Origin of the sequence: Virgibacillus sp. Bac332 (assembly GCF_003667785.1) — a bacterium.
Classification (GTDB): domain Bacteria; phylum Bacillota; class Bacilli; order Bacillales; family Amphibacillaceae; genus Virgibacillus; species Virgibacillus salarius.
This window is the reverse complement of record NZ_CP033046.1, coordinates 3,039,231-3,055,809: the sequence shown is the minus strand read 5'-3', so window position 1 is coordinate 3,055,809 and position 16,579 is coordinate 3,039,231. Positions and strand designations below refer to the sequence as shown.

The 16,579-nt window shown below is 36.8% G+C and carries 15 protein-coding genes; 5 read left to right on the top strand and 10 right to left on the bottom strand.

Annotated elements, in window-relative coordinates; all coding sequences use genetic code 11:
- Window positions 1-124: 124 nt before the first annotated feature.
- Window positions 125-1,747, bottom strand: a complete 1,623-nt coding sequence (locus D9782_RS14525) for a M20/M25/M40 family metallo-hydrolase (protein ID WP_121605073.1) — start codon at window positions 1,745-1,747, stop codon at window positions 125-127.
- 160 nt (window positions 1,748-1,907) lie between these two features.
- Between D9782_RS14525 and D9782_RS14520 the strand changes: the two genes are divergently transcribed.
- Genes D9782_RS14520 through D9782_RS14505 form a run of 4 tightly spaced genes read left to right on the top strand, consistent with a single transcriptional unit; the run spans window position 1,908 to window position 6,005 of the window.
- Window positions 1,908-2,642 carry a glycerophosphodiester phosphodiesterase gene (locus D9782_RS14520; protein ID WP_026681083.1) on the top strand — a complete coding sequence of 245 codons (735 nt, stop codon included), beginning with the start codon at window positions 1,908-1,910 and terminating at the stop codon, window positions 2,640-2,642.
- Window positions 2,643-2,661: 19 nt separating this feature from the next.
- Complete coding sequence (gene namA, locus D9782_RS14515) at window positions 2,662-3,687, top strand: NADPH dehydrogenase NamA (RefSeq protein ID WP_026681084.1); 1,026 nt, start codon at window positions 2,662-2,664, stop codon at window positions 3,685-3,687.
- A gap of 16 nt (window positions 3,688-3,703) precedes the next feature.
- Window positions 3,704-4,621, top strand: coding sequence for a ribonuclease Z (gene rnz / locus D9782_RS14510; RefSeq protein WP_026681085.1), 918 nt, complete (start codon window positions 3,704-3,706; stop codon window positions 4,619-4,621).
- 13 nt (window positions 4,622-4,634) lie between these two features.
- Window positions 4,635-6,005, top strand: coding sequence for an aldehyde dehydrogenase (locus D9782_RS14505; RefSeq protein WP_026681086.1), 1,371 nt, complete (start codon window positions 4,635-4,637; stop codon window positions 6,003-6,005).
- A gap of 335 nt (window positions 6,006-6,340) precedes the next feature.
- On the opposite strand, the gene D9782_RS14500 is transcribed toward D9782_RS14505, so the two are convergent.
- The 4 genes from D9782_RS14500 to mce form a co-directional block, all read right to left on the bottom strand.
- Window positions 6,341-7,588, bottom strand: a complete 1,248-nt coding sequence (locus tag D9782_RS14500) for a DNA polymerase IV (RefSeq protein WP_121605071.1) — start codon at window positions 7,586-7,588, stop codon at window positions 6,341-6,343.
- A 104-nt stretch (window positions 7,589-7,692) separates the two neighbouring features.
- The gene (locus tag D9782_RS14495) at window positions 7,693-8,817 is read right to left on the bottom strand and encodes a M20/M25/M40 family metallo-hydrolase (RefSeq protein WP_121605070.1); all 1,125 of its coding nucleotides are present in this window, start codon (window positions 8,815-8,817) and stop codon (window positions 7,693-7,695) included.
- 22 nt (window positions 8,818-8,839) lie between these two features.
- A complete protein-coding gene (locus D9782_RS14490; protein ID WP_121605069.1) occupies window positions 8,840-10,390 on the bottom strand; it encodes an acyl-CoA carboxylase subunit beta in 1,551 nt (516 codons plus the stop codon).
- Between the two features lie 5 nt (window positions 10,391-10,395).
- Window positions 10,396-10,818, bottom strand: coding sequence for a methylmalonyl-CoA epimerase (gene mce / locus D9782_RS14485; protein ID WP_026681090.1), 423 nt, complete (start codon window positions 10,816-10,818; stop codon window positions 10,396-10,398).
- Window positions 10,819-11,232: 414 nt separating this feature from the next.
- Between mce and prli42 the strand changes: the two genes are divergently transcribed.
- Window positions 11,233-11,340 (top strand): stressosome-associated protein Prli42, encoded by a 108-nt coding sequence (gene prli42, locus D9782_RS14480; RefSeq protein WP_121605068.1) that lies wholly within the window; start codon window positions 11,233-11,235, stop codon window positions 11,338-11,340.
- Window positions 11,341-11,668: 328 nt separating this feature from the next.
- Here the strand turns inward: prli42 and D9782_RS14475 are convergent, their stop codons facing one another.
- The 5 genes from D9782_RS14475 to D9782_RS14455 all read right to left on the bottom strand — a co-directional run bounded on the left by D9782_RS14475 (window position 11,669) and on the right by D9782_RS14455 (window position 16,574).
- Complete coding sequence (locus D9782_RS14475) at window positions 11,669-12,649, bottom strand: aromatic acid exporter family protein (RefSeq protein WP_026681091.1); 981 nt, start codon at window positions 12,647-12,649, stop codon at window positions 11,669-11,671.
- A 100-nt stretch (window positions 12,650-12,749) separates the two neighbouring features.
- Window positions 12,750-13,181: a BrxA/BrxB family bacilliredoxin gene (locus D9782_RS14470; RefSeq protein WP_026681092.1), complete on the bottom strand. Its 432-nt coding sequence runs from the start codon at window positions 13,179-13,181 to the stop codon at window positions 12,750-12,752.
- Between the two features lie 108 nt (window positions 13,182-13,289).
- A complete protein-coding gene (locus D9782_RS14465) occupies window positions 13,290-14,561 on the bottom strand; it encodes a dihydrolipoamide acetyltransferase family protein (RefSeq protein WP_026681093.1) in 1,272 nt (423 codons plus the stop codon).
- A gap of 20 nt (window positions 14,562-14,581) precedes the next feature.
- The gene (locus D9782_RS14460; protein ID WP_026681094.1) at window positions 14,582-15,565 is read right to left on the bottom strand and encodes an alpha-ketoacid dehydrogenase subunit beta; all 984 of its coding nucleotides are present in this window, start codon (window positions 15,563-15,565) and stop codon (window positions 14,582-14,584) included.
- A 16-nt stretch (window positions 15,566-15,581) separates the two neighbouring features.
- A complete protein-coding gene (locus D9782_RS14455) occupies window positions 15,582-16,574 on the bottom strand; it encodes a thiamine pyrophosphate-dependent dehydrogenase E1 component subunit alpha (protein ID WP_026681095.1) in 993 nt (330 codons plus the stop codon).
- Between the last annotated feature and the right edge of the window lie 5 nt (window positions 16,575-16,579).

Sequence of the window (16,579 nt, the reverse complement as noted above, 5' to 3'; positions counted from 1 at the left end):
AATGAATGATCATTCATTTTTAATCTATTTTACCTTGTCACACCCACATTGTCGATTAATTACTATCATTTTGGATAAACTCTTTCGGTACCTCGACGGATTGATCATACGCATCTCAATTTATTCAGTTACAAAACAAACGATGTATTGCTCTTTCTACTATTTTCGGCAAATACTCAAAACTATACGTGATCTCTAGTCGCTCTGTCCATTGATGAGGATCTTTTCCTAACGGACCTATATTTAAAACAGGCATCGTTAATTGTTCCATGACATCTTCCGGAATTTCAAAACCATTATTTTGTAATGGCATATTAGACGTATAGTTTTTTAAACTTCCTAGCGTTGAAGGAGGTCCAACGAAGCTTAAATCTGACAGACCAGTAAAAAACTCCGATACAGTTAAGTTAATTTGATATTTCTCTTTCGTATACGTCGTAATTTCCTTCATCACTTGCTGAATGTATGGATCTGTTCCTGAAGAAACTGCTGGGTAAAACGGTGGACAATAGAATAAAATGATCATTGGAGCTAAATCTTTACACATAGATGCTAAATCCTGGACAAGTAATGTAGAAAAATCCCTATCTTCCTCTGTGCGTTGACTAACCAATAAATTCTGCCTACGATTAATCTCTGCTTGTCCATAACGTTTGACAGCTTCCTGATATAATTCTTCATACATCATTACATTAACTTTAATTAGCGGCATGGTAAAATCGGTGGCAATTTCAGAGAAATGATCCGCTTTTTCCTGGATATAGTGCTCTATATTTTGGGCAGCGTCCATCGCACCTTGAAGCAATTTTAAATTTATATCATGTAAGGATTGTTTCATATATAAGACATTATACATGGCAATTGCTGATTGAGGGGTCTTTACGGAATAATTCTCTTTTAAATCTCGTTGCATCAGACTAACTGGTGGAGGCGTTACTTCATCACCAATTCTTTCTATAAAAGCTTCATCAAGCTCTAGCTGTTGTGACAAGAAACTAATCATTAAATTAGGATTAACGCCTGAAAAAGGTTCTCCCACATGCGACTCTTTACCGTAACAATAAAATCCCGGTAATATTTTTCCAATTGAACCAGTATATACATAATAAGCTTCATCGCCAGGATATTTGCTAAACATTGGCTCACCGTTTAAACATGCCAGATATGTTAGCTTCTGCTTTTCCTTCCATTCATGGAGTATAGGTAAAGCTGTTAACATTCCTTTTGAATTGACTTCTTCATCCGGAACAGTAAGTAATAGTATATTACCATCAAACTCACCGTCAATTGCTTTCTCGAGCATAGAAAGGTGTACTGTTAAACCTGCCTTCATATCCATTGTGCCTCTTCCAAACAACCAGTCTCCAGTCTCCATATCTTGCTGAACCGCTTTAGATAATCGTTCCTTTTGTTTATACAATTCTTTTGTCAATGCTTTTGGATGAAATGCAAGGTTTTGTAGTGATCCAAAATCTTCAACATCCACAACATCAAAGTGACTTAACAAGATTATCGTTTTGTCAGTTTCATTTTTACTCTTAACAAAGGCCGTCAGTAACCTTCTGCCATCATCCAAACCATGAAGCTTTAAATACGAAGGATTTGTTTGAAAATATTGGTTTTGTTCTAACAAATGATACATATACTCTGCTAAAGCAATCTCTGCTGAAGATCCAGTTACACTTTGATAATTGACGAGTGAGCATAACAGATTCGTAAGTTCTTCCTTTGTTTGCCATGTTTTCAAGCGTATCCCTCCAGTATTTAGTATAAATTACAAACTTTATAAGACATTGACTTTTACATGAAAATCAAACACAATGATTAAAAGTAAAGCACGATCGAATGAGAGCATTGCTCAACAGGACTTTGTGTGATGTCAAATGCAACTAAAGAGGTGGATAAGATTGAAAACCAACATATTTGCACATCGTGGTGCTAGCAAATATGCACCTGAGAATACAATGCCTGCTTTTCAGAAAGCGTATCATATGAATGCAGATGGGATTGAAACTGATGTACAGTTAACAAAAGATAATATCCCTGTACTTATACATGATGAAAATGTAAAACGTACAACCAATTCGGTAGGTCTTGTAAGTAAATTATCCTATCAAGAATTAAAAGAATTGGATGCAGGTAGCTGGTTTTCACCTGAATTTAAGGGAATTAAGATACCTACACTTGATGAGTTTCTCAATTGGATTAAAGATAAGCCTTTATATTTAAATATTGAACTAAAAAATAATAAAATAGATTATACAGATATAGAATCTATTGTTTATCAAGCAATCTCTAACTATCAGTTATTAAATCGTACCACAATTTCGACTTTTAATCCAAATAGCGTTAAGAGGTTGAAAGAATATTCTAATTCTCTTGAGGTCGCTTTTCTAACGTCCAAACGATATAAAAGTCCTATCCGTGTAGCTAAAGAGCTTGGAGCTAATGCACTCCATCTGAAATATCGACTCTTACACCGTGAATTAGTCGAAAATATTCATAAAGAAAATATGAAATTAAGAATCTATACCGTAAATAAACCAGTAAGAATTATGCGATCGTTCAACCATCAGGTTGATGGAATTTTCACAGATGTACCTGATCTGGCATTTCATTATCGAGAATCAGTAACCGATTAATTAATATAGGAGGCCAAAAATGAGCAAGTCATCACAATTATTTTCACCAATTGAACTAAAAGATGTATCATTAAAGAATCGAATTGTTATGTCTCCAATGTGTATGTATTCGTGTATACAGGAAGATGGAATGCTTACGTCATTTCATAAAACACATTATATTTCTCGTGCCGTTGGTCAAATTGGGTTAATTATGCTCGAAGCATCAGCAGTCCAAATGGAAGGTAGGATCTCCGCACAAGATTTAGGCATATGGAGTGATGACCATGTTTTAGGATTAAAACAACTGAATGAAGAACTACATAGTTACGGAGCTAAGACGGCTATACAGCTTGCCCATGCAGGAAGAAAAGCTGAACTATCTTCTGCTATTTATGCACCGTCTGCTATCGCATTTAATGATACTTTCCAAGAGCCGCTAGAAATGTCACAAAATGATATTGACGATACAATTAATGCATTCAAAGACGGTGCGAGACGTGCCGCTGAAGCTTCGTTCGATGTTATAGAAATACATGGAGCACATGGATATTTAATTAATCAATTTTTATCACCATTGACTAATCACCGTACGGATGCATATGGAGGAAGTAAAGAGAATCGATACCGCTTTTTAAAAGAGATTATTGCTTCGATCAAAACTGTTTGGAATGGGCCAATTTTTGTACGAATTTCCACAGATGAGTACGATAACAACGGAAATAGCCTAGAAGATATACTCTACTTTTGTTCTCAGTTAAAAGAGGACGGTGTCGACTTAATTGATTGCAGCTCTGGTGGAGTCGTCCCTGCAACGATCAATACTTACCCGGGTTACCAACTTAGACGCTGTGAAACAATTAAACAAGATGTCTCTATTGCTACTGGAGCAGTTGGTTTAATTACCTCAGGAAAACAAGCTGAAGAGATTATTCAAAACAAACGAGCAGACTTAGTCTTTATCGGTAGGTCATTACTGAAAAATCCTTATTGGGCTAAAGAAGCAGCTGCTGAATTAAACTATGACTTAAAGGCACCTAAGCAATATATCAGAGGCTGGAAATAATACTGGAGGTTATACGATGGAGTTGATTTTTCTTGGAACAGGAGCAGGTGTACCCTCCAAACAAAGAAACGTGTCATCCGTAGCACTTTCCATGCTACAAGAATTAAATAGTGTTTGGTTATTTGACTGTGGAGAAGCAACCCAACATCAAATTCTCCATACATCAATTAAGCCAAGAAAAATTAATAAAATTTTTATCACTCATTTGCATGGTGACCATATCTTTGGTCTACCTGGCTTCTTAAGTAGTCGATCTTTTCAAGGTGGTGAAGATCCGTTAACTATTTATGGTCCTAAGGGAATTCAGCAATTTGTTGAAACGAGTTTAGGTGTAAGTGATACTCATCTTAATTATTCATTATTGTTTGTGGAAATTGAGAATAATATGGTAGTGAAAGATAGTCACTTTTCAGTCCATATACAAGCGTTAGATCACGCAATTCCTAGTTTTGGATTTCGTATTATGGAGCAGGATAAACCTGGAGAATTACTAGTAAATAAATTAAAAGACATAGGGATTAAACCTGGACCTATTTACAAACAAATAAAAGAAAATGAAGTTGTGGTAACGGAAGCTGGTAGGAAAATTTATCGAAAAGATGTTATTGGACAGGATAAAAAAGGGAGAGTAGTAGCTATATTAGGTGATACAAGGTATTCAACAAATTACATATCTTTGGTTAAAGATGCTGACGTTCTAGTTCATGAAGCCACATTTAGCCATGATAAGTCTATTCTTGCTAAGCGATATTTCCACTCAACAACGACGCAAGCTGCAGAACTTGCCAAAAAAGGCAACTGCAAGCGCCTAATACTTACTCATATCTCATCAAGATACCAAAAGGAAGAAAATGAGCAACTTTTACAGGAGGCCCAAATGATCTTCCCACATACAGAAATTGCATATGACTTCTCTAGTTTTTTGATTAATTAAAGGAGGGCTTTCTATGTCACAAATTGAATCGATTATTGCTGACCAACGAGCATTTTTCTTAAATGGCAATACGATGAATTTTAATAGCCGCAAAGAACAACTTCAGAAACTTAAAAGTATGCTAAAGGAAAATGAACCTGCTATATATAAAGCATTAAAAACAGATCTAAATAAATCCAAACATGAAACACTAACAACTGAATTAGGATTTTTAATAACCGAATTAGATCATACACTGAAGCATTTAAGAGATTGGATGGAACCTATTAAGGTTTCTGCTCCAATCACCCATAAAGGAACAAAAAACTTTATTATGAAGGAGCCTTACGGAGTTTGTCTGATCATGGCACCTTGGAATTATCCTTTACAGTTAGCGCTCGCACCAGTAATTGGTGCACTAGCTGCAGGTAATTGTGCTGTAATTAAACCTTCTGAAGATGCACCAGCTACTTCAGCATTATTGCGTGAAATGATTAGGGAATACTTTGATCCATCTTATTTAACAGTCATTGAAGGCGCAAAAGAAATTGCTCAGGAGCTTTTACAACAGCGTTTTGATTATATCTTCTTTACTGGTAGTACCCAGACTGGGAAAATTATTATGAGAGAAGCAAGTAATCACTTAACTCCTGTAACACTTGAATTGGGAGGTAAAAGCCCCGTTATCGTTGATAAAGATGCTAATATTAATCTAGCAGCAAAGCGTATTGTCTGGGGTAAATTTACGAATGCTGGCCAAACTTGTGTTGCTCCAGATTACTTATATGTACACGAAAAGGTTAAATTTAAATTATTAAAAGCCATGAAGAAATATATGAAGAGCTTCTATGGTAAAAGCCCTTTATCAAATAAAGACTATATCCGAATCATCAACGAAAAGCATTTCGATCGGTTACATACTTATTTATCTACAGGAACTATTCTACATGGCGGTGAATCGAATCGAAACCTATTAAAAATTGAACCTACGATTCTTGACAAAATCACGTGGGACGATCCAATTATGCAGGAAGAAATATTTGGACCAATCCTTCCGGTACTTACGTTTAAGGATATAGAAGATGCAGTTGGAGTAGTTAAAATGCAAGAAAAACCTCTAGCTTTATATTACTTTGGAGAAAATGAAAATACGCAACAACAAATTATGCAGTACTTATCATTCGGTGGTGGTAGTATAAATGATACACTTTACCATCTAGCTAATCCACATCTTCCGTTTGGTGGTGTTGGTGCAAGTGGCATGGGAGCATATCATGGAAAATATAGCTTTAATACGTTTTCTCATAAGAAGAGCATCTTAAAACAAACAACAAAATTTGATATTCCATTCCGTTATCCCGGTGGAAAACTGTCACAAACAATTATAAATAAAATTATGAAATAATGACAATGTAAAAATCTCGAGTAATATACCTTAAAGAAAAAGCCGAACTTAAATTCGAAACACACTGGTGCGGGCCCTGGTAGTTAGAGTAAAAATCTAACATCTAGGGATAATCACCACTGGAGAAATCGAATTAGTTCGGCTTTTAATTGGATCATCTTGTATATTATTCATTATTCAACTATACTATTTAAATCAGCAATCTGTGTAGAAATATTGAAATATAGCTGATTTCCACTACATTGTTAATTTCATCATTTCATATAAAATGGTGCTTTCTATAGCCTACTATCTTGTTAAGACAAGTATTTAGCTCAATATGTACCTGCCTCATTTTAACGCTTAAAATCATCCAAGAAATCTTTTTGAAAGCTCGTACTTGGACTTTGATTATCCGTATTGGTAGTATTCCATGAGATAAACGGATTTTTTCCGTATTTCTCAGATAGCTCATTAATCGTTTTATATAACTTTTCTTTTCCCGCCACTTTTTCATATGAAAATAGATCGAGTTGCTGTGCAATATTTTGCTTCTCTTCTACATCCTGTACAGTAATTCCCAATAGTCTAATTGGTTCTAGATTCCAATGCTTTTGCAATAATTCATTTGCGATTATTAAGATATCTTCTTTTGACTCAATATAGTTTCTTAATTTTTTGCTTCGTGTAATAGTCTTCCGATCATGATAGCGAATCATTACTTGTATGCTACGTCCAACTGCTTGTTTTCGCTTTAATCGACGTGCTACATTTTCGGCGAGGTAATGCATCAATGCTCTAATTTCTGTTTCATCTGTAGTATCCTGCGGTAGTGTTTTTGAGTTACCAATACTTTTAAATTCATAGACAGCATCAGGATCTACAGGACGTTGATCCACACCATTTGCTCGATTTTTTAGTCGTTCACCATTAATTCCAAGTATTTGTTTTAATTCGTAGACATTCCCACGCGCAAGATCACCTATTGTCTCTATCCCTATTCCTTTTAATTTAGTGGCTGTTTTCCCTCCTACTCCATACATTTCTTCAATTGGTAACGGCCACAGCATTGAGGGCATCTCACGCTTTCTTAATACTGTAATTCCCATTGGCTTCTTCATGTCGGATGCCATTTTTGCAAGAAATTTATTTGGTGCTATCCCAATACTGCATGGCAAATCGAGCTCTCTAGCTATTCTTTTCTGTAAATTGGCTGCTATATCTAAAGGTGTACCCATTCCTTTACTTTCCGTTACATCCATATAGCCTTCATCGATAGATACGGGTTGTACAAATGGAGTTATTTCTGAAAGCATTTTGAAAATCTCTCTAGAGGCTGTTCGATAGCGTTCAAAATTAGGGCGTAGGACAATTAATTCAGGACATAGTTTTTTAGCCTCCCATAGATTCATTGTCGTTTTTACCCCTTTAGCCCTTGCTTCATAACTGCTTGTTACAACAATTCCTCGTCTCTCTTCAGGATTACCAGCAATGGCTACAGGCCTGCCCTTAAGTTTCGGGTTATACGCCATCTCAACTGAAGCATAGAAGCAATTCATATCAATATGGAAGATAACTCTTCGCTTCGTAGCTTGATTCGTCATACATATACTGCTCCTTAATACGGACAATTTAATATCACTTTTAATCCATTATAACATACCAAAGAAAAAACCCTTTAAGCGTTGCACTTAAAGGGTTTACTTTGTTAATTTTTTGCTGCTTCCTGGATAATTGCTGTAACTAACTCTGTTACTTTAACCAAATCTTCTACTTTGATCCGTTCATTTGTTGTGTGGATTTCTTCATAACCAACAGCAAGATTGACAGTCGGGATTCCGTGACCTGCTATAACATTTGCATCACTACCCCCACCACTTTTTAGCAATTTACTTTCTCGACCAATGGCCTTGGCAGCATTACGTGCAACTTCAACTACTAAATCGCCTTCCTGTTGTTTATATCCAGGATACATGACCTTAACCGATACTTCAGCGGTACCACCAAATTCTTTAGCAGTATTTTCAAAAGCATCCTTCATTTTTTTAACTTGTACTTCCATTTTTTTCGGATCCAATGACCGGGCCTCAGCTAAGATCTCGACATGATCTACAACGATATTCGTTTGCTTACCGCCTTCAAATCGACCAATATTAGCTGTTGTTTCATCATCAATTCTTCCGAGTGGCATTTTAGCTATTGCCTTCGCAGCTAAGGTTATAGCTGACACTCCTTTTTCAGGAGCTACGCCAGCATGAGCTGTTTTTCCTTTAATTACGGCAAATACCTTTGCTTGGGTAGGTGCGGCTACAACGATATCACCTACATCTCCATTACTGTCTATTGCATAACCGTATTTTGCATGGAGCATGGATGGATCCAGTGCCTTCGCTCCTACTAAACCAGATTCTTCACCTACAGTTATTAAAAATTGAACATCACCATGCTCTAAATTATTTTCATTAACTGTACGGATAGTCTCTAGAATTGCGGCCAAACCCGCTTTATCGTCCGCACCTAAAATGGTGGTTCCATCCGAAATAATGTAACCATCTTTAATACTAGGGTTAATGGCTTTACCAGGAACTACAGTATCCATATGTGAGGTAAAGTAGATTGGGTCTACACTATCTTTGGTGCCTTTCCAATTACAAATTAAGTTACCAGCACCATGCCCTGTTGTTGATTTACTGGCATCCTCTATAACCTCTAATCCTAAATTAGAGAACTTCTCCTTTAACACTTTTGCTATTTCTGTTTCTTGTCCTGTCTCAGAATCAATTTTAACTAGTTCAAAAAATTCTTCTAAAAGACGTTCTTCATTAATTAGCAAAACAAATCCTCCTATACATCAATTATAATGGGATATTACCGTGTTTCTTACTAGGACGATCCTCTGTTTTATTTTGGAGCATTTCCAAAGCTTCAATTAGCTTTAATCTGGTGTCACGAGGATCAATAATATCATCCACCATTCCTAAACTAGCAGCCTCATAAGGATTTGCAAAACGTTGCAGATATGTACGTATTTTTTCTGCTTGTAACTGATCCGGATCATGACTCGTATCAACTTCGTTAGCAAACATAATAGGGACAGCTCCCTCGGCCCCCATAACAGCGATTTCTGCATTCGGCCATGCATAGACAATGTCTGCTCCAAGTGATTTACTATTTAATGCCACAAAGGCACCACCATATGCTTTTCGCAGAATCACTGTTACTTTTGGAACCGTTGCTTCTGCATATGCGTAAAGTAGCTTAGCGCCATGACGTATAATTCCATCATGTTCCTGTTTAATACCTGGGATAAATCCAGTAACGTCTTCTATGGTTACCAAGGCTATATCAAATGCATCACAAAAACGAATAAACCGAGCCGCTTTATCACTTGAATTGATATCTAATCCACCAGCTAAATACTTTGGTTGATTACAAATCATCCCAACCGTTTGCCCATTAATTTTTGCAAATCCAACAACAATATTTTTAGCAAAATGTTGATGCACCTCAAAGAAACTACCTGAATCAACTATATTGTTTATTACTTTTTTTACATCATAAGGTGATCTGCTATCAAAAGGAACTATCTCTATTAAATCACTTCCATTGGATAATTCACAGTAATTTGCAATATCTTCTGCTTTTTCTTGATCAAAAGCAGGCAAATAATGAATTAATTGACGAACGGTTTCCAATGCTTCTTCTTCCGTATTTGTTTGAAAGTGAGCATTTCCACTCTGTTTATTGTGGATGGAAGCTCCCCCCAGTTCCTCTCCTGCTATTTGCTCTCCAGTAGCTTTCTCTATTACTTTCGGACCCGTAATAAACATTTGTGATGTTTGTTTAACCATTATAATGAAATCAGTAAGCGCTGGTGAATAAACTGCTCCACCTGCACTTGGTCCCATAATTACCGATATTTGAGGTATTAAACCAGAATACTTAACATTTCTGTAAAAAACTTGACCATATCCATCTAAAGAAGATACACCTTCCTGTATACGAGCACCACCAGAATCAATTAATCCTACAATCGGAATTCTATTTTTTGCAGCTAAGTCCATAACAGCAGTAATCTTCTTCGCGTGCATTTCTCCTAGTGCTCCACCATAAACGGTAAAATCTTGAGCAAATAGGTAAATAGATCTACCATTAACTTTTCCGTAGCCAGTTACGACACCCTCACCATTACTATCAACGGCTATGCTGTTACACGAAGAACAAACTCTCTGTTTCATGAAAGGATTTATTTCTACAAAAGATTGCTTATCTAGTAACACTTTAATTCTTTCCCTTGCTGTTAATTTCCCTTTTTCATGTTGTTTACGAATCCGCTCTTCTCCACCACCAAGCTTTATTTGCTTTCTCTTTTCATATAATTCCGTGATTTTATCATACATATCCACGATGTTCACTTCTCCTGACATAATTCAAATAATACACCATTTGCTACACTTGGATGAAGAAATGCTATTTGTTGCCCATCAGCTCCTATTTGTATTTCTTCATCTATTGCCTGAATACCTTTCTGCTTCAAAAGGTCTACCCGTTGCTGGATATCGTCGACTGCTAGTGCAATATGGTGCAAGCCTTCTCCTCGTTTGTTAATAAATTCAGCTACTGTAGAAGTTGTGGTGATTGGTTCGATTAATTCTAAATAAGCTTCTCCCACTTTTAAAAAGGCCACTCTAATGGATTGCGAATCGATTGTTTCCATTTGTGTCAACTTAAGACCTAAACACATCATGTAAAAAGGCAAAGATTCCTCTATATTCTTAACTGCTATTCCAATATGCGTAATGTGATTGACAGCTTTCGTATCAGACGAATTCATTTTCAGCCCCCTATTTGTATGTTTATATAAAGTGAAACTTCCATCCAGCTTTTACTAAAACAAATACGTACAAAGGCTTAAATCGCCACGTCCTGTGGCAACGCCTTTGTGACCTACTTCCATGTAGGCCCGAACCAATCGGACATTTACTGGCAGTCGTTTCCTCACTTATCATTAGTGATTTCATTTTATTGCTTGATGTGAGGGTTTTACGACAAGTTACATGTGAAATACATTCGTATGTTGATTCATCAATAAGCAATCACCTATACTAGCTTATTGATCATTTTCACGAGAAAGAACATTGGAGCTGAAAAACGCTTAAATAGTGAGATAAATGTTTATTACCACTTGTCCAAAAGTAGTTTTCAAGGTAAAATAAACGTAGTATTTTAGGAGTGAAGGAGGATTTGTATGTCCCAAAAATCAAAGCGTGCTCGAAGAACGAAAATTATTGTATATATTATGATAATTGCAATGCTCCTATCCACTTTGACAGCAGGTCTAGCATTGTTTATATAAGAATATTAACTATGGGATATCATTAAGAAGGACACTAGCTCATAATTTCCTGAACTTATACCGCTTACTAATGTTTGTCCATAACGAATTACGTCATAAAATGAACAAAAGCGCAAGCGCCCGAATAGAAACGTAGCGACTGGAGCGAGTCAGCGGAGTTAAAGGAATCACGGTGATTTTGCGAACCGCTGATGACTTAGATTAGGACGATTCGTGAAGTCGGCTAGATTCTGGGCGCTGGAGCTAGTCGCGGCTCAACGCGCTCATATTTATCTACACGGTTTTCCTAGACTATTAAAAAAGACTGTACCACACATGGGTCCAGTCTTTATGCTTCTTTGCTTGTTCTTCTCTTAGGTCTAACATCACTTTCTTTAAACCTTTTTTTCAATAATAGATAGTCTTCAATATCATGTAATAATCGAAAAAGGTTTGCTCTCGTTTCAAATTCTTCTCTCGAACATGGAAGGTCCTCTCTATCGAAATCCTTTCGCAATTGCTCTAATTCCTCTAGGTAGATAATTGCTGTATTCCCAGGATGTACAGCTTTCGATAGCCCTTCAAAGAAGGAGGCAATTTTTTCCGTTATCGAGTCTTTTTTGGGCAATTTAGTTACAAGTGGAAGCATTCGCTGTAATAATTCAAATTGTCTTGATCGCATACGAAAATAATCACGATATGGGTGCTTATTGCGTAATATATGATTTTCTTTATCACGCTCTACTAAGTCCGCTGCTTCGACCAGTAGCTGTTCAATTCTTGTTATTTCATTTCCATCCCATACAATATTCCTATTGCGTACATATAATGCGATTTCATATAGCACGGACTGAAAATTTTCTTCCAATTCTCGTTGCTTTTCTTTTAACTTTTTATCTAGGCTTGGCATATATAAGTTTAGTAATAATCCAGTTCCAATACCAATGATTATTAATAGAAATTGATCAACTAAGAAATCATAATCTAAATAATGTGCACCGTATAAATTTAAAATAATAACTGAGCTTGTTGCAATACCCTGTGTAATATTTAAATACACCGTTATTGGGATAAAGATTGCTAGTAATAAGCCAACCACTGCTGGATGATAGCCTATATAATGAAAAAATAGAATGGACAGAATAGATGCAATAATACATGCTAAAAAGCGATTCCATGCACTTAAAAAAGATTGTTTTCGTGATGGTTGGATACATAAAATGGTAAGAATACCAGCTGATACAAAATTTGTTACTCCTAATAATTGAGCTATCCAAATAGCAATAGGTGTTCCTATAGCTGTTTTAATAGTTCGATAGCCTATCTTCACGTTCCATTCTCCTTTACCGTTCCACTCAGGTTACCGGAAAAAAAGGCTGACCTACGATAACATAGAGACAGCCCTCATTTCATATCTAATCAAACAATTTTTAGACTTCTTCACAATGCTTATCAAATATCGTTTGAAGCTTACTTATGACATCCATAGCACTATGTCCTTCAATATCATGTCGTTCTAACATGGTTACTATTTTACCATCTTTCAAAAAGGCAAATGAAGGTGAAGAAGGTGGATAACCTTCAAAATATTGTCTTGCTTTTTCTGTTGCTTCTTTATCTTGGCCAGCAAATACTGTCACTAATTGATCTGGGCGTTTATCATAATGTATGGAATTAGCAGCAGCTGGTCTTGCGATTCCACCAGCACATCCACATACTGAATTAACCATTACTAACGTTGTACCCTCTTTAGTAAGTGCTTGATCCACTTCTTCAGGTGTTGTTAGTTCTTGATAACCAGCCTCTCTAATATCCTTACGCGCAGCATCTACAACATCATTCATAAATATGTTAAAATCCATTAAAAATCAAACCCCTCACTTGAAGTAACTTTTATACTATAGATAGGATACCAGCATCAGTTTGATATTTCAATTAAATACGTTCTCCGAACAAGGAATTATATTGTTCTAATACACATTAATTGTATTTTCATTCATATTCTCTAAAATTTCTTTCACACGTGCGAGGAAGTTGCCGCAAACAAGACCATCCAATATACGATGATCTAAAGATAAGGATAAATTAACCATGTCACGAGCTGCAAACATATCATTAACGATCATTGGTCGCTTCACAATAGATTCAACCTGCAAAATTGCTGCCTGTGGATGATTGATAACGCCCATGGAGTGGATAGAACCAAAGGAACCAGTATTATTAACGGTAAATGTACCGCCCTTCATATCATCGCCAGTTAATTTGTTAGTTCTTGCCTTTATTGCTAGTTCATGAATTTGCTTAGCAATTCCTTTTATACTTTTATCGTCTGCATGATGAATCACAGGCACGAATAATTCTTCGTCTTTCGCTACCGCGATCGATAAATTAATATCCTTACGCTGAATAATCTTATCTTCTGCCCATGTACTATTTAGTTGTGGGAATTCTTTTAAGCTTTGAGCTACAGCTTTCACAAAAAATGCAAAAAATGTTAATCCGTAGCCTTCTTTTTGCTTGAACGAATCCTTTATTTTATTTCTGTATGTAACAAGATCTGTTACATCTACTTCAACAGTCATCCAAGCATGAGGAATTTCTTGTTTAGATCGAACCATATTTTGGGCGATCGCTTTACGCACTCCTGTAACTGGGATTTCGATATCACCTGTTTGCATAGTCGGCTGTGGTTTCGACGGAGATTCTTTTGCTTGTTTATTTTCAACAGTTGGTGTTACAGCTTTATTGTCATGTTCTGTAGGAGCTGGTATCTTACCAGAAGAAATTAGCTTTTCGATATCCTTTCTAGTAATTCTACCTGCTTTACCTGTGCCTTCTACCTGTTCAAGATCTATATTATTTTCTTGCGCCATTCGTAATACAGCTGGAGAATAACGTTTTTTCATAGACTGATCTTTTGCATCATTAGAGCTGTCCATATCGGTTTGCTGCTTATTCTCCTTGCTCGGTTCTGAACCTTTTGCGGCACCAGCACTACTTGCTTCCGTATCGATATAACACATTAAATCTCCAACTGCAATGGTGTCCCCTTCTTGAGCAACTAATTCCTTAATTGTTCCAGTAAAGGAGGATGGCACTTCTGCATTTACTTTATCTGTCATTACTTCAGCAATAGGATCATACTTATTCACTTTATCTCCAACATTAACGAGCCAAGAACTAATCGTCCCCTCTGTAACACTCTCACCCAATTGTGGCATATTAATTTTTTCTTTCGCCATTTGTGGTCTACCTCCTTTAATTAAAATTCTGCAAGTTCCCGCATTGCTTTTTCCACTTTGTCTGGATTAATCATAAAATATTTTTCCATTGTTGGCGCATATGGCATTGCTGGTACGTCCGGTCCAGCAAGTCGTTGAACTGGCGCATCCAAATCAAACAGGCAATTTTCTGCTATAATTGCTGCTACCTCACCGATAATACTACCTTCTTTATTATCCTCGGTTATAAGTAAAACCTTGCCTGTCTTTTTAGCAGCTTCAATAATGGCTTCTTTATCCAGTGGGTATACTGTCCTTAAATCTAGAATATGAGCATCAATACCCTCTTCCGCTAGCTTTTCAGCCGCTTGAAGCGCAAAATGAACACATAACCCATACGTAATAATGGTAATATCTGAGCCTTCACGTTTCACATCAGCTTTACCAATCGGTAATACATAGTCATCCTCGGGTACTTCTCCTTTTAATAAACGATATGCACGTTTGTGTTCAAAGAACAATACTGGATCGTTATCACGAATAGAAGCCTTTAATAATCCTTTAGCATCATATGGTGTTGATGGCATCACTATTTTTAGCCCAGGCTGATTGGCAAATACCGATTCAACTGATTGGGAATGGTATAATGCTCCATGCACGCCGCCTCCATAGGGAGCACGAATCGTCATTGGTACATTCCAATCATTATTTGAGCGATAGCGAATTTTAGCTGCCTCTGATATTATTTGGTTTACAGCTGGCATGATAAAATCAGCAAATTGCATTTCAGCTACAGGCCTCATCCCGTACATTGCAGCACCAATTCCAACACCTGCAATAGCAGATTCCGCTAATGGTGTATCTAAAACACGTTCCTCTCCAAATTCTTCAAATAGTCCATCAGTAGCACGAAATACGCCACCTTTTTTACCTACATCTTCACCTAAAACAAATACATTTTCATCTCGTTTCATTTCTTCTTTCAAAGCAGTTGTTACTGCCTGGATATATGACATTACTGGCATGACAATTTCCCCCTTTCTACTCTTCGTACACGTATTTTAAAGCATCTTCGGCAGGCGCATAGTCCGCATTCTCAGCATAATCTGTAGCCTCATTAACCTCCGCATTAATTGCATCATTTATTTGTTTTTCTACTTCCTCTGTTAATATGCCCTCATCTTTCAAATACTTAGCAAAGGTAATAACAGAATCTTTCTTTCTTGCTTCATCTACTTCTTCACTTTCACGATATAATCTATCATCATCATCACTTGAATGTGCAGTTAACCGATAGGACACCGCTTCAATTAACGTTGGACCTTCTCCAGCTAAAGCCCTGTCCCGTGCAGCTTTCACAGCCTCATAAACAGCAAGTGGATCATTACCATCTACAGTATATCCAGGCATTCCATAGCCTTGTGCCCGGTCAGCTACATTTTTACTTGCGATTTGTTTTTCAATCGGAACCGAAATAGCATATTTATTATTTTCTACCATTGTAATAACAGGTAAGTCGTGAACTCCTGCGAAATTTAAACCTTCATGGAAATCCCCCTGGTTAGATGAGCCTTCTCCTAGTGTAACAAATGAAACAATCGGTTCTTTTTTCATTTTAGCAGCAAGGGCTACGCCAACTGCATGGGGAAGTTGAGTCGTAACAGGAGACGAGCCTGTCAGAATTCGATTTTTCTTCTGCCCAAAATGACCTGGCATTTGACGACCACCAGAATTGGGATCTTCAGCCTTGGCAAACCCAGATAGCATCAATTCCTTCGTTGTCATCCCAAAGGCCAATACAACGCCCATATCACGATAATAAGGTGCAACATAATCACTTTTCCGATCTAATGCAAAAGAAGCCCCTACTTGTGCTGCCTCTTGTCCCTGACATGATATAACAAATGGGATTTTACCGGCTCGATTTAACAACCACATTCTTTCATCAATTTTCCTTGCTAAGAGCATTGTTTTATACATTTCTAATACCATTTCATCTGTAAGCCCTAAAGCTTTGTGGCGATTTTGTGCCATCACTT